Origin of the sequence: Flavobacterium hibisci (assembly GCF_020026925.1) — a bacterium.
Classification (GTDB): Bacteria; Bacteroidota; Bacteroidia; order Flavobacteriales; family Flavobacteriaceae; genus Flavobacterium; species Flavobacterium hibisci.
This window is the reverse complement of record NZ_JAIQDW010000009.1, coordinates 77761-96348: the sequence shown is the minus strand read 5'-3', so window position 1 is coordinate 96348 and position 18588 is coordinate 77761. Positions and strand designations below refer to the sequence as shown.

At 33.7% G+C, this 18588-nt stretch carries 20 protein-coding genes; 6 read left to right on the top strand and 14 right to left on the bottom strand.

Annotation, left to right across the window (positions count from 1 at the left end; all coding sequences use genetic code 11):
* Positions 1-29: 29 nt before the first annotated feature.
* The 5 genes from K8B81_RS11125 to murQ all read right to left on the bottom strand — a co-directional run bounded on the left by K8B81_RS11125 (position 30) and on the right by murQ (position 3023).
* Positions 30-401 carry a DNA topoisomerase IV gene (locus tag K8B81_RS11125; RefSeq protein WP_223681531.1) on the bottom strand — a complete coding sequence of 124 codons (372 nt, stop codon included), beginning with the start codon at positions 399-401 and terminating at the stop codon, positions 30-32.
* A gap of 140 nt (positions 402-541) precedes the next feature.
* A complete protein-coding gene (locus K8B81_RS11120; protein ID WP_223681529.1) occupies positions 542-1117 on the bottom strand; it encodes a DUF1572 family protein in 576 nt (191 codons plus the stop codon).
* A 2-nt stretch (positions 1118-1119) separates the two neighbouring features.
* Complete coding sequence (locus K8B81_RS11115; protein WP_449536200.1) at positions 1120-1710, bottom strand: pentapeptide repeat-containing protein; 591 nt, start codon at positions 1708-1710, stop codon at positions 1120-1122.
* 35 nt (positions 1711-1745) lie between these two features.
* On the bottom strand, positions 1746-1967 hold the full coding sequence (locus K8B81_RS11110; protein WP_223681525.1) for a DUF6095 family protein: 222 nt from the start codon (positions 1965-1967) through the stop codon (positions 1746-1748).
* Between the two features lie 243 nt (positions 1968-2210).
* Complete coding sequence (murQ, locus tag K8B81_RS11105) at positions 2211-3023, bottom strand: N-acetylmuramic acid 6-phosphate etherase (RefSeq protein ID WP_223681524.1); 813 nt, start codon at positions 3021-3023, stop codon at positions 2211-2213.
* Between the two features lie 181 nt (positions 3024-3204).
* Here murQ and K8B81_RS11100 point away from each other — a divergent pair, with 181 nt between their 5' ends.
* Together K8B81_RS11100 and K8B81_RS11095 are read left to right on the top strand one after the other, a co-directional pair.
* The gene (locus tag K8B81_RS11100; protein ID WP_223681523.1) at positions 3205-4353 is read left to right on the top strand and encodes a helix-turn-helix domain-containing protein; all 1149 of its coding nucleotides are present in this window, start codon (positions 3205-3207) and stop codon (positions 4351-4353) included.
* Between the two features lie 156 nt (positions 4354-4509).
* Positions 4510-6894: a TonB-dependent receptor domain-containing protein gene (locus K8B81_RS11095; protein ID WP_223681522.1), complete on the top strand. Its 2385-nt coding sequence runs from the start codon at positions 4510-4512 to the stop codon at positions 6892-6894.
* Between the two features lie 277 nt (positions 6895-7171).
* Here K8B81_RS11095 and K8B81_RS11090 read toward each other — a convergent pair whose 3' ends face one another.
* Together K8B81_RS11090 and K8B81_RS11085 are read right to left on the bottom strand one after the other, a co-directional pair.
* Positions 7172-7840, bottom strand: a complete 669-nt coding sequence (locus K8B81_RS11090; protein WP_223681521.1) for a ZIP family metal transporter — start codon at positions 7838-7840, stop codon at positions 7172-7174.
* A 15-nt stretch (positions 7841-7855) separates the two neighbouring features.
* Positions 7856-8620, bottom strand: coding sequence for a class I SAM-dependent methyltransferase (locus K8B81_RS11085; RefSeq protein WP_223681520.1), 765 nt, complete (start codon positions 8618-8620; stop codon positions 7856-7858).
* A gap of 131 nt (positions 8621-8751) precedes the next feature.
* Between K8B81_RS11085 and K8B81_RS11080 the strand changes: the two genes are divergently transcribed.
* Positions 8752-9918 carry a THUMP domain-containing class I SAM-dependent RNA methyltransferase gene (locus K8B81_RS11080; RefSeq protein WP_223681519.1) on the top strand — a complete coding sequence of 389 codons (1167 nt, stop codon included), beginning with the start codon at positions 8752-8754 and terminating at the stop codon, positions 9916-9918.
* An 83-nt stretch (positions 9919-10001) separates the two neighbouring features.
* Positions 10002-10238, top strand: a complete 237-nt coding sequence (locus tag K8B81_RS11075) for a hypothetical protein (RefSeq protein ID WP_223681518.1) — start codon at positions 10002-10004, stop codon at positions 10236-10238.
* Positions 10239-10330: 92 nt separating this feature from the next.
* Here the strand turns inward: K8B81_RS11075 and K8B81_RS11070 are convergent, their stop codons facing one another.
* From K8B81_RS11070 to rlmD, 3 genes are read right to left on the bottom strand one after another with little or no spacing between them, the layout of a single operon-like run.
* Positions 10331-11149: a DUF6048 family protein gene (locus K8B81_RS11070; protein WP_223681517.1), complete on the bottom strand. Its 819-nt coding sequence runs from the start codon at positions 11147-11149 to the stop codon at positions 10331-10333.
* Positions 11121-11654 (bottom strand): DUF6452 family protein, encoded by a 534-nt coding sequence (locus K8B81_RS11065; RefSeq protein WP_223681516.1) that lies wholly within the window; start codon positions 11652-11654, stop codon positions 11121-11123. The genes K8B81_RS11070 and K8B81_RS11065 overlap by 29 nt, the downstream gene beginning before the upstream one ends.
* A 9-nt stretch (positions 11655-11663) precedes the next feature.
* Entirely contained in the window at positions 11664-13076 is a 1413-nt protein-coding gene (rlmD, locus tag K8B81_RS11060; protein WP_223681515.1) for a 23S rRNA (uracil(1939)-C(5))-methyltransferase RlmD, read from the bottom strand.
* A 212-nt stretch (positions 13077-13288) separates the two neighbouring features.
* Here rlmD and K8B81_RS11055 point away from each other — a divergent pair, with 212 nt between their 5' ends.
* Complete coding sequence (locus K8B81_RS11055; RefSeq protein ID WP_223681514.1) at positions 13289-14287, top strand: sensor histidine kinase; 999 nt, start codon at positions 13289-13291, stop codon at positions 14285-14287.
* Here the strand turns inward: K8B81_RS11055 and K8B81_RS11050 are convergent, their stop codons facing one another.
* The 4 genes from K8B81_RS11050 to K8B81_RS11035 form a co-directional block, all read right to left on the bottom strand.
* Complete coding sequence (locus K8B81_RS11050; protein ID WP_223681513.1) at positions 14288-14728, bottom strand: hypothetical protein; 441 nt, start codon at positions 14726-14728, stop codon at positions 14288-14290. It lies immediately after the preceding gene.
* Positions 14729-14909: 181 nt separating this feature from the next.
* Entirely contained in the window at positions 14910-15896 is a 987-nt protein-coding gene (locus K8B81_RS11045; RefSeq protein WP_223681511.1) for an aldo/keto reductase, read from the bottom strand.
* A gap of 110 nt (positions 15897-16006) precedes the next feature.
* The gene (gene cysM, locus K8B81_RS11040; RefSeq protein ID WP_223681510.1) at positions 16007-16894 is read right to left on the bottom strand and encodes a cysteine synthase CysM; all 888 of its coding nucleotides are present in this window, start codon (positions 16892-16894) and stop codon (positions 16007-16009) included.
* Position 16895: 1 nt separating this feature from the next.
* Positions 16896-17687 (bottom strand): serine O-acetyltransferase, encoded by a 792-nt coding sequence (locus tag K8B81_RS11035; RefSeq protein ID WP_223681509.1) that lies wholly within the window; start codon positions 17685-17687, stop codon positions 16896-16898.
* Positions 17688-17877: 190 nt separating this feature from the next.
* Here K8B81_RS11035 and K8B81_RS11030 point away from each other — a divergent pair, with 190 nt between their 5' ends.
* Positions 17878-18579: a DUF1003 domain-containing protein gene (locus K8B81_RS11030; protein WP_223681508.1), complete on the top strand. Its 702-nt coding sequence runs from the start codon at positions 17878-17880 to the stop codon at positions 18577-18579.
* Positions 18580-18588: the final 9 nt, after the last annotated feature.

Here is an 18588-nt window from a genome sequence, read left to right as displayed (position 1 = left end):
ATCTTAATTTACATTCAAATTACTATTTTTTATTCGATTTTAAAAACTTTTCCGTGCTGTTTTTCTTCAGAGCCTACCATGCCGAATTCAAAAGTATATGAATCTTTCGAAGTCGTTAATATTTTCATGCTGATGGCTTTTTCTTCTGCCATGTTTTTCGGGTGTTTTTTCTGCAGAACATATTCGCAGTCACTTACCCAGCGTATCGTTGAAGTATCGGTTTTTCCTTCAAAAGTTTCAATTTCTATGCTGTCTTTGCGTTCAAAAATCGTTGTTTTTTTTACGCCGTTTACTTCAAACTCAAATTTGAATTTTCCGTTTTTGAAATCTTTGCAGTTGTGCTGTGCTTCATAGCACGATACTAAAGCAAGTATTGGCAATAAGAATATAATTTTTTTCATTTTAAATAAGTTGTTTTATAAGGAGCTGATTCCTGCTTTCCACTACAATCTTTTTATTTTTAAAGGAAAAATAAAAAGGATTTCCGTTTCAATCAGGGCTAGGGCAATCGTTTTCATCAGAAAAATTAAAAGACAATTAATTATTTCAGTCGGTTTAACTCATCATCTGTAAAATTCTTTATTTCTTTTTCTTTGGCAAACTTTTCGGCATTGTAATTCCCTGATTTATTTTTCGGAATCGACAAACTGTCCCAAGAGCTATTTTTTAACTGCTTTGCATAAAAAACAATCTGCCCGATATGATACGGATAATGTGCCAATTGCCTGTTGATTGCTTCAATAACCGTATGACCTTCGTTCCGAATATAAATGATATCCGAAAGCTGTTCCGGTTTCAAATTGTTTAAAGCGTCTAAAAAAACATCCCACCCTTTATTCCAGACTTCCAAAACTTCATCTTTTGACTGTAAATCATTTTCGAATTCGGCATCACGATTGCGCCATTCTTTTTCACCGTCAGAAGTTAAAAAGTCTGTCCATCGCGACAGCATATTTCCTGAAATATGTTTGATGATAGTTGCAATACTGTTAGTGTCTTCATTTGAAGCTATAAATAGCTGTCCGGGTTCAAGCTGATCGATGGCTTTTTCGCCCAGCATTTTATAATACAAAAACTGCTTTTTAATGCTTTCCAGATAAGATTCATTCGTTTCCATGCTTATACAATTTTAATGTCGTATTTATCTAAAAGTCCTACAATTCCCTGAGTCGAAAATTGAGCTTTTTTCATCGGGTTAAATTCGGGATCGATTTTATAATTGTAAGCTGTTCTAAAATCAACCGCGGCTAGTTGTGTTTCATTAAAAATAGCACCATCCAAATCACAATTATCAAAAACCGAATTCGTTAAATTGGTTCCTATAAAAGTAACTTCCCTTACAGAGCAATTCATGAATTTGGTTTTCGGCATTTTTTTATTCGAAAAGATGGCATAATCCAAAGTGCTTTCTTCAAAATAAACCTGAAATAAAAAGTCATCACATTCGTTAAAGGCAATTCCTAAAAGCTTGCAGTTTTTGAAAGCCACATTCTTTAAACTCGTTCCTGCTAAATTCGTCATTGACAAATTACAATCGATAAACTCGCAGTCTAAAAAAGTATTGTAGGCAAAATTGCTATTCGAAAAATCACAGTTTTTAAAGACACAATCTTCAAACTCACGGTTGTTTATTTTTTTGTCAATATAAATGACTTTCTCGAATGTTTTTTGAATGTGGATTAGGCTTTCCATTGTGATTGAATAAGGAATTAAAGTTAGGAGGGATTTGTTATGGGATTAAAATATTAGTCATTAAACAAACCTTTCATAATAGTTTTCAATCCGTAGAAAATCAAAAACATAGAACTTAAGCAAGCTAAAATCCCGATTCCTAAAACCAGATAATGCCAGTTGGTGTGCTGATTCATAAATGCGTTATAAATCAATGACGGCCCGATAAACATCAACGGGAGTGCACCGGTTAAATATTTTATACCTTTTCCTAATAATTGTTTATTTGTTGCCATTTGTTTTTTGTTTACTTCGTCTGTTGGGCTTTCAGCCTCGAGTCAGGTTTGAAAAAAGTTTCGGGTTTCAGGTTTTTTTAGTTCAGTTTTGTTGCAATCTTGTCATTTCGAGGAACGAGAAATCACACGGGGGATTACACAAAGATTGGATTCTCTTTGTGAAGCTACTAATCTGATTTCTCGTTCCTCGAATTGACAAACTTATGATATAAAAAAGCCATTTTACATTTCACAGAAAACTTCTTACTTCAAATAATTATCAACCGCATTCCTCACGCTGCCGTATTTATTTAATAATTCAGAAGCTTCTTCATACGAAACCGGAATTTCTCCCATAATCATTTTCACGCCGCGGTCAACCAGTTTGCTGTTGCTCAACTGCATATCGACCATTTTGTTACCTTTTACTTTTCCAAGCTGAATCATCGATGCAGTCGAAATCATGTTTAAAACCAGTTTCTGAGCAGTTCCGGCTTTCATTCTCGAACTTCCGGTTACAAATTCCGGTCCTACAACGACTTCAATAGGAAATTTTGCTGTCAAAGCCAACGGACTTCCAGCATTACAGGTAACACAGCCTGTAGTAATATTGTTTTCGTTACAGGTTTCTAAACCGCCAATAACATAAGGAGTAGTTCCTGATGCCGCAATTCCAATCACGATATCATTTTGATTGATATTATGTGCCTGTAAATCAATCCAGGCTTGTGTTGCATTGTCTTCGGCATTTTCTACGGCACGGCGAATCGCAGTGTCACCACCCGCAATGATTCCGTTTACTAAATCAAAAGGAACACCGAAAGTAGGAGGACATTCTGAAGCATCTACAATCCCTAAACGTCCGGATGTTCCGGCTCCAATGTAAAAAATACGTCCGCCTAATTTTAAATTTGAAACAGTCTGTGCCACTAAAGCTTCGATTTGTGGTAACGCTTTTTCGACAGCATTGGGTACAGTTTTATCTTCGTTGTTAATATTAGTGAGCAGTTCCTGAACTGACATTTTCTCTAAATGTTCGTATTTTGAAGATTGTTCGGTAGTTTTTGTAAACGTCATTTTTTGTAGAAATAGTTATCCTCCAAAATTAAACTTTTTTGAGCAAATGAGCGAGAAGTAAAAGTCAAACTTATAAAGATTTTAAATCTTTTTTTTATGTTTTCTTTGTAGGGAAACCAATTTTATAAGCCTCTTTCTAAAAGAACTAAAATAGTATATTTGTTAAATAATTAAGACAATAATGGATGTAATAAGCTTTTTAACCGGCATGGCCAAAATCTCAGTTTTTGTTTCATTATTGCTGGCATTTTTTTTACTTACTGTAAAAACAAAAAATAAATTAGCAAACAAATTATTTGCTTTCTATTTAATATTTTTTGCCATTGATAACAGTGGTATTTTTATTGAGGAAGGATTTATAAAAAGTCATTTTAATTTAGAATTTTTCAGATGGTCTGTTTGTACTTTGATATTACCTGCCTTTTATCTCTACGTACTATCAGTTTGTTTTGCTGATTTTCGTTTAAAAGGAAAGCATTTAGTACATTTAATTCCATTCCTAATTACAAATGTTGTATTTGTACTAAGACTCTACTTTTTAAATACAACAGAAAAGCAACTATTTTATGATCAGCGTGATCAGTCTCCTGAGATGTACATTTTGTTTCTTATTTTGGGAATACAAACCATAGCATATAGTCTGGGAATATTTGTGGTCCTGAAAAAGTATAAGGAAATATATCAGGAAAATTATGCGAATCCCCGAACTTCTATTTTTATATGGTTATTTCAAATAGCAAGTGTGCTCTTTGTTTTATATTATCTGTCAATAGTTAAAAATATCGTGAGATATGCTGATTTAGATTTTCTCTGGATTTGGTCCAATACCATATTGCAATTTCTGGTTTTAATCGTAACATGCTGGTTTGTACTAAAAGCCCTGAATTATCCGGAACTTTTTCGCGGTATCGATTCTAAATTACAGCTGGCAAAGGATATTCTTCCCAAACAAAACGAGAATATTGTAGAAATAAAAACCAATCATAACGAGCTGATTGCAACTCAAATTACTGCTTTAAAAGACTATATGAAAGAAAAAGAACCATTTCTGGATCCCTCTCTTACAATTCAGGAACTTTCGAACCAAATTGATATTCCGGTTCGTGATTTATCTGTTTTAATTAATCATCATATGGACCAGCACTTTTTTGATTTTGTAAACGAATACCGCATTCAAAAAGCAATGACTATTTTAAAAGATCCTTTAAAAAGGGATTTGACCGTTTTAGAAATTCTATACGAAGTAGGTTTCAATTCAAAATCTTCGTTTAATACTTCTTTTAAAAAATATACAAATTTAACGCCCACGGCTTACAGAAACGCTTTATAATTAGGGTTTTGTAAAAAGTCGTACGTCAGGATTAATAAAGTCGTACTAATTTCTTAGGCAGAAATTGGTTCGACTTTTTTTTGTCGGTCGAATCTGGAAAATTTCTAAGGCAACTTTGCTTCATATTAATTGAACAAGTTGAAAAAATTAGAAATCATGAAAAAAACAAACCTCCTCATCTTTTTAGTATTACCATTATTTTGTTTAGCACAATCAATAAAATTAAGAGGTAAAATATCCAGCGAAACAACTTTACTGGAATGGGCAGATATTTCAGTATCCGATTCAGAAGGAAAAATAATAGGCGGAACAACAAGTAAACAAGACGGAACTTTCGAAATTAATCTTAAAAAAGGTTTTTACAAAATAAAAGTCAGTCTTTTAGGATTTACAGATTACCAAAATGAAATTGTTATTGAAAAAGATATCGATCTGGGTACGATTATATTAATAGAAAATGTAACAAAATTGGGAGAGGTTGTCATTCAGTCGAGAAAAAATACAATTGAACAAAAAATAGACCGCCTGGTTTATAATCCTGAGAATAATGCAAACACTGTTGGAGGCGATGCCTTGAGCGCATTAAATACAGCACCTGGAGTTGTAGTACAAAATAATGCTATCAATATACTGGGAAAAGGTACTTCCCGTGTCATGATTGATGGAAGGATGATTGAATTAACTGGCGAAGAACTGAATAATTTCCTGAAATCAATTTCTGCGAGTGATATTAAAAACATCGAAATTATTAGTAATCCTTCATCGAAATATGAAGCGGAAGGAAATGGCGGACTGATCAATATTGTGATGAAAAAAGGCACTCGTAATTCCTGGAAAAATACAACAACAGCTTCCTGTGATCAAAGTAAATACGGAATTTTTGCGCTGAGAGATAATTTCTTTTACAATAAAAATAAATTTCGATTTTCTGCTAGTGTTAATGGGAAAACAGGTTATAAATACATTAATGAAAACCTGGATATGTATTTTACAGAAGGAACTACAAAAATGGATATAATGACCAAATTAAATGAAGATAACCTTTCCGGAAAAATAGCTTTTGATTATGATTTTTCAGAAAACACCACCATTGGTTTTCAATTTTTAAGAGATAAAAGCAATCCGGATTTTGACTCGGGTATAAGGATTGATAAATATAATGCTCAAAATGAATTAGAGAGTTATATAATTAATAAGAGTCCTTTAGACAGGAAATCCGGTAATAAGACTTATAATCTGCATTTGATTGCTAAATTAGATTCCCTAAACCGAAAATTATCATTTGATGTCGATTACTTTAATTATAATTCAAAATTCGACAGAGATTTTACAGCTAATAATTATGCACCGGACGGAACCTTTGTTGGTGTAAATCAGTCAGGAAAAAATATTTCGAATCAGGAGATTGACAATGTGAGTTTCAAGGCTGATATTGAACATCCGCTCCGATTCCTAAACTTATTGTATGGCGCAAAAGTAAGTTATACCACCAGTAATAGCGATGTTACTTTCTTTAATACGATTACCGGAACTCCTGAATTAGATACCAACCAGTCCAATCAGTTTAAATACACTGAAAATAATCAGGCAATTTATGTTAGCGGAGACAAAAAAGTGAATGAAAAATGGAATTTTCAATTCGGTTTGCGATTAGAAAATACACAGACAAATGGTTTTTCAAAAACGCTAAATCAGGAAACGGTAAACAATTATTTTAAACTGTTTCCAACGTTTTATGCTTCGTATGAGAGGAATGAAAACAACAATTTTAGTCTGAATTATGGAAGGAGAATCAGAAGACCGGGTTTTTCACTTTTGAATCCGTTTCGTATTTACATCAGCAGCAACAGTTATTCTGAAGGAAATCCATTTTTGAAACCTTCATTTAGTGACAATTTCGAGTTTGCACATTCGTATAAAAAAATATTGAAAACCAGTGTTTTTTTAAATTCGATTACAGATGGGTATGGCGTAATATTCAATGCAAATCCGGAAACATTGACGCAGGTCATAACGAGAGAAAATTATTTTAAAGGAATTACTTATGGAGTTGGGGAAATCTATTCAGCCAGTTTTGCAGATTGGTGGCAGAGTGAAAATTCCGTGTATTTTTTAGGTTCAGATATTAAATTTATAAACAATATCAATGCAACACCGGTAAATGGTCTTCAGGTTGATTTCGCAACAAAAAATAACTTTTCGTTAGGTAAAACAACTAAATTACAACTAGATTTCAATTATACAACACCTTACAAAAGCGGTTTATACGAAACAGGATATACAGCAAGTTTAAATATTGGCCTTAATCAGGATTTATTAAACAAAGCACTCCAGATTTCTTTTTTGATAAATGATATTTTCAATACGTCTTATTTAAAAGATGATATTTCAGTTGTAAATGGTGTAAGGCAGGTCTATAGTCAAAAGGAAAGCAACAGATTTGCCCGTTTATCTTTAGTTTACAATTTTGGAAATAAAAAGATCGATATGAAGGAACGTAATTCTGGAAATGAAGAAGAGAAGAAAAGAACAGGCAATTAAAATGAGGGAATTAGTCAATTTGATATTTTTTTGGGTGTGACCGCATTTACAAAAGGCGCTATTTAACAAACCTCTTATGCGCGCCTTCTGTAAATGCGGTCGGGCTATCCGCACTACTTCGGTAGTTTGCTGCTATCCCTCACACAAACAAATAGGATATAATTAGATAATACGTCAATATTAGGTAATTAGATAATGTTTTGGAGGTCTTAAAAATGATTAGATATTATCAATGAATGTAAATGATTTTCTAATTGACAAATTTTCTAATTCGCTATTAAAGAAAAAAAGCCAATAGGATTCCGAGAACAATCATGGAGACTTTGGCAACATTAAATTTGTGTCCTTCGCTGCTTTCGAAAATAATGGTTGATGAAATGTGGAATAATATTCCAATTACGATTGCAGTTATTTCGGTGTAATATTCGTTTAAAATGGGTAAAAATTCAGAAGCGACAGTTCCTAGTGGAGTCATTACCGCAAAAGTCAGCATGAAAGCGAAAATAGCTTTTTTGTTTAAATCGGCGTTGATAAAAAATGTCGTCAAAATCACGGCAATCGGCAAATGATGAATTGCAATTCCGATAGCCAGACCATGATGATGGCTTACCGGAAAACCTTCCAGAAATGCATGAATACAAAGACTTATGAAAAGCAGCCATGGAATCTGAGACATTTTTGCATGTCCGTGAACATGACCGTGTTCTGCACCTTTTGAGAAAAATTCCAGAATAATCTGGAATAAAATCCCAACCATAATAAATAAACCAATATTATGATTGTGTGATTCGTAAACTTCAGGCAGAAGATGCATTACGGTTAACGACAATAAGAATGAACCGCTAAAAGCAAGCAATAATTTTAGATTGGTCTTGTTTTTTGGTTTTATAAACAAAGCCACCGCATAACCTAAAAGTACAGAAAATAAGGGTAATAGATAATTCATTTGTTGATTACCAAATTATTTAAAAATCATGATTAATCGTTCGCTTTCGGTTTTATGGAATTTTTTAAGTTTGTAATCGCCAAAAATATCTAAAAGATAAATACCGGCCTCCTCCATCAAATCCTGAAAATTCTGCAAGGTGAGTGCTTTTACTTTTTCTGTAAAATGGTATTTTTTGCCCTGATCTTCAAAATCAATTTCCTTAAAAATATGCCCGTCTTCTACATATCTTTTGATGTTGAAATCAATTCCGTCCACTGTTTTAACTTCTTCCGGAACCAAAGTTTCAATAACCTGATTTACGTTCATGAAATCAATTACGGCAAAACCATATTCAGATAAACTTTCTTTGATTGCTTTTAAAGTGGTGAGATTATCAGCGTCATTTTCGAAATAACCAAAACTCGTAAACAGATTGAAAATAGCATCGAATTTTTCCTCAAAAGGCTCACGCATATCGTGTACCTTAAAATGCAGGGTTTCATTGCTGTTTTTGCTGGCTTCGGCAATGCTGTTTTCAGATAAATCGGCTCCTAAAACGTTAAAACCTAACTGATTCAAATAAATAGAATGACGGCCTTTTCCACAGGCTAAATCCAATACTTTTGCTTTTTCAGGCAAGTTTAAGTAATGCGTAAGATTATCCATGAAAATCTGAGCCTCTCTGTAATTACGATCCTTATAAAGAATATGATAATACGGTGTATCAAACCATGATGTAAACCAGTTTTCGGTGTTACGGTCCTGATTAGGTGTTGATGGGTTAGGCGCTTCAGACATTTATTCTATTTCAATTAATTCAAAGTCCGGCAAATTTAGTGTATTTTTGCCGAAAAATAACTATTTCGTGACTATACCTGAATAATCAGATATACGTATGCGATCGGAGTTTTTTTTAAACAAAAATAAAGATGGAAGAAAATTTTAGAATGATAGCCAAATGTTTTTTTGGTTTTGAAGAAATATTAGAAAAGGAATTGCGTGATCTTGGTGCGCAGGAAGTGGAAAAAGGGGTAAGAATGGTAAGTTTTAAAGGGGATAAAGGTTTTATGTACAAAGCCAATTTGTCACTCAGAACAGCCCTTAAGGTTTTAAAGCCAATTTATTCATTCAGAGCCAATAATGAACAGGCATTGTACAAAGGAATTTCGGGTATAAACTGGTCAAAATTGCTGAATGCCAATCAGACTTTTGTAATTGACGCTACGGTTCATTCGACTTATTTTAACCATTCTGAGTTTGTTTCTCAAAAATGTAAAGATGCGATTGTAGATCAGTTTAGGGAAAGAACAGGACAGCGTCCGAGTATTGACAAAGCTTTTCCTGATTTGAGAATCAATGTTCATATCGATAAAGACCAGGTTTCAGTAGCTTTGGATACTTCCGGGAATTCGCTGCATCAGCGCGGTTACAGGACGGCTACGAATATTGCTCCTATTAATGAAGTTCTGGCAGCAGGAATTCTGTTATTGTCAGACTGGGATGGGCAAACTCATTTTTTAGATCCAATGTGCGGGTCAGGAACATTTCTGGCTGAAGCCGCAATGATTGCCTGTAACATTCCGGCTAACATCAACAGAAAAGAATTTGCTTTTGAAAAATGGAAAGACTGGGACAATGATTTGTTTGATAAAATTGTAGATAGTCTGATGAAAAAAACAAGAGAATTTCATTATACAATTAAAGGTTTTGATAAAGCGCCAAGTGCAGTGAACAAGGCCAAAGACAACATCAGAAATGCAAATCTTGAAGATTATGTAACAATTTCTGAAAACAACTTTTTTGATACTGAAAAAGCAGTTGAAGGAAAACTGCATATTGTATTCAATCCGCCTTATGATGAACGTCTGGATATTCAAATGGAAAGATTTTATGCTAATATCGGCGATACTTTAAAGAAAAATTACCCGGGTACAAATGCCTGGTTCATTACAGCAAATCTTGAAGCCTTGAAATTTGTTGGACTAAAACCTTCCAGAAAAATCAAGCTCTTTAATGGAAGTCTCGAAGCCCGTCTGGTCAAATACGAAATTTACGAAGGAAGTAAGAGAACAAAGTTTCAGGTTAACGAATACTAACAAAGAGACAAAGGTTCAAAGATGTACAGGGAAAAACTTTGTAACTTTGAGACTTTGTAACTCTGAACCTTAAAAAGAAAAAAATGACAAAATTACAAATAAGAGCTTTTTTGTATCAATTAGGATGCTTCGCAATTTTATTTATTCTTGGAAGATTTATAATTTCAGAATACACAGCATTAACCGGAATATGGATTCCGATGACTGCTTTTATTGTTGCTACTTTGATAGCTCCTCAGTTTAAAGCATTAAAGACAAAAGATGGTGAAAAGCTTTTCATGAAATGGATATTCATAAAAGGAATTAGAGAAATTGGATAGATAATTATCGAATTCTAAGTAAATTAAAGCCATTGATTCTGAATCAAATAATATTCAGAATCAATGGCTTTTTTAACAAATGGCATAAAAAATTATTTCTTAGGCACTTTTTTTTCTGCTCCCGGAATTGTTATTTGCTTTTTATAAAGAGGAATAAAATAGGAAACGGTATAATTAAATCCAACTCCGAAACTTCCATCATAAGTTCTGTTAAATCCAGGAATATAAAGGTTTTCAAAATCCTCAGGTTCTTTGTTGGCTAAGAGCAATTTTAACTGGACCCCGAATCCTACAAAAAGGTTATTAAAAACCTTAGCTTTCATTCCAACAGCAACTTCGGCCCATGCAGCTGTTAAACCAGTATATTTTTTAGCATCAGTAATCACTGGAGTTTCTCCCCAATATTTATCAGGACTATAAATTTTGTAGCTGTTGAGTTCCTGGCTAAATGTACTAAAACCACCTCGTAAACCTACTGATATAAGATTTTCCATATCCAGCCAGTTATTATACAAGTTGTAGTCAAAACCTCCTTTTATGTAAGTTCCTGTTGCTGTTGAATTTAATCGGTCATCATCAGTTGTTTTATCTTCTATACCGAGTTCGGCGGCTATGTAATATTTTTTAGTAAGGCGAAAATCACCCACAAACTCGACTCCTTTATAGTCTTTATCGTAAAAACCTCTGGTAAGTTTATATAAATCAACACCTACGCGTAAACCGTAGCGGTCTTTTTTTACAGGAACACTGTCTGTTGTGGTTTCTGCAACAACCTGAACTTTATTAGGTTTTGGTTTTGTCCCGCTTATTTCTTTTTTAAGCGTATCATTAGCTATTTCCTGGGCCTGACCAAGAAATACTGCTGTAAAGAATAAGCAAATACTAAAAAAATATTTTGACATGTGTTTCATTTTCTAATTCGACATTAGGATTAAATAAACTAATGTTACTTATCCAGTAGTTACTTGCATCTTCATTTCCTGCACGCTGAATTGAAGTTAAAGTGTATATGGTTTTAAAACCGCAGGCTCTTGAGACATATACATTTTTTCGTGAATAGTTAAATGTCAGCATATCTGTATTGCTTAAGCCAGGATTTGCGGTGCTGAAATTAGATATAAAACTATAAGTGACAGCATCTTTTGTAGGATCTAATGGAATTAAAACCTGATTCGCACTAGTGGTGTATTTTATATCATCAGTTGTAGCGGTTTCGTTAAAAACAATTCCATTTTCTACATTTTCTCCCTGTACTTTCAGGCGAGTTACATTTTTTACAACTGCTGGTCGGTCGGCATAGAAAAAAGAAATCAACATTCTTGGTGTTGTGGGTGTATTTGCATCACAAATATCATCTTTTTCACAACTGGATAATCCAAATGTTAAGACCAATAAAAAATACAGTATTTTTTTCATTTATAAGTGTTATCGAAGTTCTAAAAGTACAACATTTTCAACATGATGTGTCTGCGGAAACATATCTACCGGACGAACGCGTGTTACTTTGTATTTTTCATTCATTAAAGCCAGATCCCTTGCCTGAGTAGCAGAGTTACAGCTTACATACACTACTTTCTTAGGAGCAATCTTTAAAATTTGTTCAATAACATCCTTGTGCATTCCGTCTCTAGGCGGATCTGTAATGATAACATCCGGTTTGCCATGCTGGGCGATAAAGGCTTCATTAAATACAACTTTCATGTCTCCAACAAAAAACTCACAATTCGTAATATTATTGCGCTCAGCATTTGCCTTAGCATCTAAAATTGCTTCAGGAACACTTTCTACACCAATTACTTTTTTTGCTTTTCTGGATACAAATTGTGCAATAGTCCCAGTTCCGGTATATAAATCATAAACAATTTCGTTGCCTGAAAGTCCTGCGAAATCCCTGGTTATTTTGTATAATTCGTACGCCTGATCTGAATTGGTCTGGTAAAATGATTTAGCATTAATACTAAACTTTAATCCTTCCATTTCTTCCAGAATATAATCTCTTCCTTTATAAAGCTTTATGTCCTGATCGTAAATAGTATCATTTTGTTTTGAATTGACCACGTATTGCAAAGAAGTAATTTGTGGAAATTTTTCGTATAGGTGATCCAGAATTAATTCACGACCGGCTTCGTCATTTTCGAAAAACTGTATTAAAACCATGATTTCACCTGTCGAAGCAGTACGAATCATAAAAGTTCTCAATAAACCTGAATGTTCTCTTGGATTAAAGAATGTTAAATTATTTTCGTTTGCAAATGCCCTGATTTCGTTGCGGATTGCATTGGAAGGATCTTCCTGTAAATGACATTTTGTAATATCCAGAATTTTGTCCCACATTTTCGGAATATGAAAACCTAAAGCATTTCTATTTCCTAAATCTTCGGTACTTCCTATCTCTTTTTCGGTTAGCCAGCGGCTGTTTGAAAAAGAAAATTCCATTTTGTTTCTGTAAAAAAACTGTTTCTCAGAACCTAAAATATCTTCAAATTCAGGTAAGTCAATTTTGCCTATCCTTTGGAGATGGTTTTTTACTTCATTTTGTTTATAATACAGCTGTTGGCTGTATTTCATATTTTGCCACTTACATCCACCGCAAACACCAAAATGTTCGCAAACCGGATTTACACGTTGCTCTGATAATTCATGAAATTTAACAGCTTTTCCCTCGTAATAAGCTTTTCTTTTTTTAAAAGTCTGCACATCAACCACATCGCCCGGAACTACATTCGGTATGAAGATTACTTTTCCGTCTGGTGCTTTTGCAACTGATACGCCTTTTGCGCCTGCATCAAGAACTTGTATTTGATGAAAGACGACTTTATCTGTATTTTTTCTTCCCATAGCGCAAAAATAAGGGTTTGTAAACTTTTATAAATTTAATTTTTAAAATATTTTATCAAATTCTATAATTTGCATCTCTAAATCAGCTTTTAAAGCTAACTTTGTTGCATCAAATGCTTCGATAGCCCCATTAAAAGTCTAAGTAATTGTTATTTCGTATGAAGTTGTATCATAATCTTTCAAAAATTGGCTTTTTAAAAAAAAGTTATGCATTGAAATTTCTGTTTGTTGCTTTTATAGGTATTCATATTCCTTTAATCGGAATTTTGCTTTTTGCTTTATATTTCGACACAGTGATTCCGGCGACATCGGTTTTAATTTTTTCATTAATTATGACCTTGCTTGCAACTGGAATTACCCTACTGGTTTTAAATCAGCTGATTAAACCCATTGCTGTAGCTTCAAAATCATTGGATGACTACAGAAATCAAAGAAAATTATCGGTTTTGCCTACAGAATATAATGATGAAGCCGGTCTGCTAATGAGTAATATCCAGGAATCTATATTTGAAGCAGAAAGTTTTATAAATGAAAAACAGGATTTAATTTATATGCTTTCACATGACTTGAGAAACTTTGCAGGAAATCCTCAGGGACTTGCAAAACTCATTATAGAAGAAAAACCTTCTGAAGCAATAAAGGATTTGGCCGAGTTGATTTGTGAATCAACAAATCTGCAATTCAGATATATAGAAAATTTCATCAAATTACTGGCGGAACAGGATCAGGTTCCTAAAATAAATCCTGAGCTAAAAAAAATATCTTTTCCGGATGTATTGGATTTTGTCAACGAACAGGTAGAGCAGCGTCTTATAGATAAGAATATTAGTCTAAATGTGAGTATTGAAACTGAAGAGACTAAGCTTAAAATTGATGAGGGATTATTAATTCAGGTTTTAGTAAATTTAATTAGCAATGCTGTTAAGTTCTCTTATTTTGACAGCGAAATTAAATTAAGAATATTTACTGAAGGTAGTTCCCTGATTATAACGGTTTCTGATAATGGAATAGGTTTCAGCCAGCATCAGATTGAAGAGTTATTCAAGAAATTTACAAAAATGAGCCGACTAGGAACAGCCAATGAGTCTTCAACAGGAATTGGTTTATACTTGTGTAAAAAAATCATCGAAAGAAATAAAGGAACACTCACAGCTTCCAGCGAAGGAACAAACAAAGGTGCCGAGTTTAAAATTGTATTTGAAAATTGTTGATTATTTTTTTTTGATTAATTCATAGTTGATAATTGCAAAAAAATAGAAACACAAATCAGCTGAAATTTTCCCGAAAATAATTCCGAAGAAATAATTCCCGAAAAGTATCGGCATCCAGTACATACAAAAAGGACGAATTATCAAAAAATCCAAAAACGCAGGGTAACCAAATTCCAAAATAAGATTTTTCACAAGCCTGAAAATTTCATGAGAAGAAGTCTTTTGGTTTAAAAGGCTGTTTTGTTTGTGTAATTTTTTATAAGAAGAGAATAAAATTACACTATAAAAAGCCAGATATTCGGCAAATGTAATCAAATAAGCCGTTGTTAATCCGCTGTAGATTTTGCTAAAAAGCGAAGTAGTAAGTGCGGCACTTGTACTTGCTAATTCAGCGTACTTATACCGGTCAAACCATTCTTTAAAATTTGATTTGTTAAACATTGTTTTATGTTGTGAATAAAATTCTAAGGTACTAAAGTTATTTTAGGATTTTAAATTTTTAGGATATAGTGCCTTAGGATTATGAAGAGTTAATTGTAAACGTTGTTTAAATTAAAAAGTTTCTAAGATTTTAAAATCTTAGAAACTTAAATGTTTCATTTTTCAATTTTTTAAGACAGAATTACCACAACTGATGAACATAGGGTTTTATATATTCTTTATAAATTTTATTCATTGCTTCAATTTTTTCTGAAGACAATTTAGGTAAATCATAAACAGATAAATTAGATACTACATGACTTTCTTTTGAAGCTCCGGGAATGATGCAGCTAACATCTTCAAAACTCAAAATCCACTGTAAAGCATAAGGAGCCAGATTTGTAGCTTCAGGAAATAATGCTTTTAATTCTTCAACAGCTTTTAATCCTAATTCGTAATCAATACCGGAAAAAGTTTCTCCTTTATCAAAAGCATCGCCGTTTCTGTTGAAATTTCTGTGGTCTTGCGGCTCAAAGGTTGTTTTTGCATCGAATTTACCGGTTAAAAGCCCGCTTGCCAAAGGAACCCTTGCAATGATCCCGATATCTTTTTTTCTGGCTTCAGAAAAGAATAGTTGTGAAGGGCGCTGACGAAATAAATTAAAAATAATCTGCACTGTAGTAACATTCGAATATTCGATTGCTTTTAAGGCTTCTTCTACTTTTTCTACGCTAACGCCAAGATTTAAAATTTTACCCTGTTCTTTAAGACGATCAAAAAGTTCAAAGATTTCAGGACGATAAAAAACTTCAGTAGGAGGGCAGTGTAATTGAATTAAGTCAAGAGTTTCTAATCCCAGTCTTTTTAAACTTTCTTCTACATATTTCTGCAATACTTTTGGCTGATAGCCTTCGTTAATATGCGGATTGATATGTCGGCCGCATTTTGTAGCGACATAAATTCGTTCAGATCTCGAACGAACAACTCTTCCAACAGCAGTTTCACTTAAACCATTTTCATAAACATCAGCAGTGTCAATAAAATTAACACCATTATCAATTGCAGTATTTAAAAGCTCATCTGCAGTTTTGTTGTCGAAAGCTGATCCCCATTTTCCTCCAACCTGCCAGGTGCCAAGTGAGATTTCGGATATATTAAAATTGGTTTTGCCTAGTTTGCGATAGTTCATTTTGTGTATTTTAAGGTTCTAAGTTGCCAAGATGCTGAAGTGCTAAGATTTATAAGCTCAATAAAAAAAACTTAGATTCTTAGTCGCTCAGAACCTTAGAGACTTTATTTTTAATCAAATAAATCAGAAGATAAATAACGATCACCACGATCGCAGATAATGGCTACAATCACACCCGATTCTACCTGTTCTGCAATTTTTAGGGCTACTGCAACAGAGCCGCCACTACTCATTCCTGCAAAAACACCTTCTTCAAGTGCTAATCTTTTCGTCATTTCTCTTGCTTCTTCTTCACTTACATCCACAACGGTATCTACTTTCGAAGCGTCAAAAATCTTTGGCAAATACTCCTGTGGCCATTTTCGGATTCCCGGAATTTGTGATCCGTCGCTCGGCTGGGCACCAATAATCTGAATGTTTGGATTTTTTTCTTTCAGATAAGATGAGGTTCCAATAATAGTTCCTGTTGTTCCCATAGCCGACACAAAATGCGTTACACTTCCTTCAGTATCCTCCCAAATTTCAGGACCGGTAGTTTTATAATGTGCTTTCCAGTTATCGTCATTTGCAAACTGATTTAGCATTACATAACCGCCTTCGGCTACTTTTTTGTCGGCATAGTCACGAGAGCCGATTATTCCTTCACTGGCGGGCGTTAAAATAACCGTTGCCCCATAAGCGCGCATGGTTTGTGTGCGTTCTTTCGTGGAATCTTCAGGTAAGACTAATTCTATTTCAACCTGAAACAATTGGGCAATCATCGCCAGTGCAATTCCGGTATTGCCGCTTGTGGCTTCAATTAATTTATCTCCTTTTTTGATATCTCCTCTTTCCAAAGCCGATGCAATCATGTTATAAGCGGCCCTGTCTTTTACACTTCCGCCAGGATTGTTTCCTTCGAGTTTTAATAAAAGTTTTACGTTTTTATTTTTGACCAGATTAACAGTTTCCATCAATGGGGTGTTGCCAATCAGGTTGATTAATTTCTGTGGTTTCATTCTATTTTTTTTCTTTTATTTTAACTTCGGTTGTAGTCGTGTTCAGGACTATAGAATCTGCCGGGATTGATTTGGTAACCCAGGCGTTTCCTCCCACAATACTATTTCTGCCTATGATGGTTTCACCGCCTAAAATGGTAGCATTTGCATAAATACAGACATTTTTCTCGACAGTTGGATGACGTTTCGCATTTTTCATGTCCTTGCTTACACTTAATGCGCCTAAAGTAACACCCTGATAAATTTTTACGTATTTTTCGATTACGGTTGTTTCTCCAATAACAATTCCGGTAGCATGATCTATAAAAAACGGTGAAGCAATATTCGCACCAGCATGTATGTCTGTTCCGGTTATACGGTGGGCATATTCACTCATCAGTCTTGAAAATAATAGTAAATCGAGTTTGTACAATTCATGGCTTAGCCTGTAAATAGCAATTGCATAAAATCCCGGATAGCCTAAGTAAACTTCGTCGATACTATTTGAGGCAGGATCATTTTCCAGGATATATTCGGCATCCTGATTCAGTTTTTCTAAAACATTTGGTAGTTTTTCCAGAAAAAGATCCCACATCGAGCCGCATAATTTTTCGGGCTTTTTGCAGGCTAAAACAGCGATTTCTTTGAAGCGAAATTCAAGTTCGTCAATACTTTCATCTAAAGCTGCATTTGAATCAAACAGGGTATAAAAAAGCTTTTCAGTAAACGCTTCGGTTTTAGTTTTAATGCCGTAATTTATGTTTGAATGGCTTTTTAAAGCTTTGATATTTTGTATGATAAGATCTTTTGACACAATTGTAAAATTGAATGGATAATTTGAAACGTTAAAAGTAAGGTGTTTTTTGTAAATAAAGGCACGAATTCCCTAAAGAAATTTTCTATTGATGATTCTATTTGTGATAAATAAAAGAAATTTTGACGGTAGAAATTTATAAGATTGTTAAGAAGTTAAATGCGTAAATTAGCCAGTAAAACATAGTAAAATGAAAAATGATTCAACTTTTAAAAGTGCTATTTCCAATCTTTCATTCCCTGTCTCAGAGAAAGTTTCAGGTAAATCGATACATGATCCTGTCTTAGGTCTTATTCTTAAAGATCATCCTTCGTTTTGCGATACTGATTTTATTTCCTTTCAGGAATTAAACAAGTATCGACAGAAATATATTTCAGATTATATATCAAATGAAATCGGTGCACTTTCAGATCTTGAGAAAAGTGTTGTTGCCTCTTTGAACGAAGATAAATCAATTGTAAGCATTGTGGAAGATGAAGATGAAACGCGAAGTTTTGGTCAAAAAATAGCCGATAAGGTAGCAGACTTTGGCGGAAGCTGGACTTTTATCATTTCGTTTGTTGTTTTTATAGTTCTTTGGATAGGATCGAATGTTTTTGTTTTAATGAATAAAGGTTTTGACCCGTATCCTTTTATTTTACTGAATCTTATTTTGTCATGCATTGCAGCTTTGCAGGCGCCTGTCATTATGATGAGTCAGAATCGGCAGGAAGAAAAAGACAGGACGCGTGCTAAAAAGGATTATATGATTAACCTTAAATCAGAGCTTGAAATCAGAATGATTCATGATAAGATCGATCATTTAATAATGCATCAGCAACAGGAATTAATAGAAATTCAGAAAGTTCAAATTGAGATGATGGATGATATTTTGAATCAAATTAAAAAATGATTGCAAAAA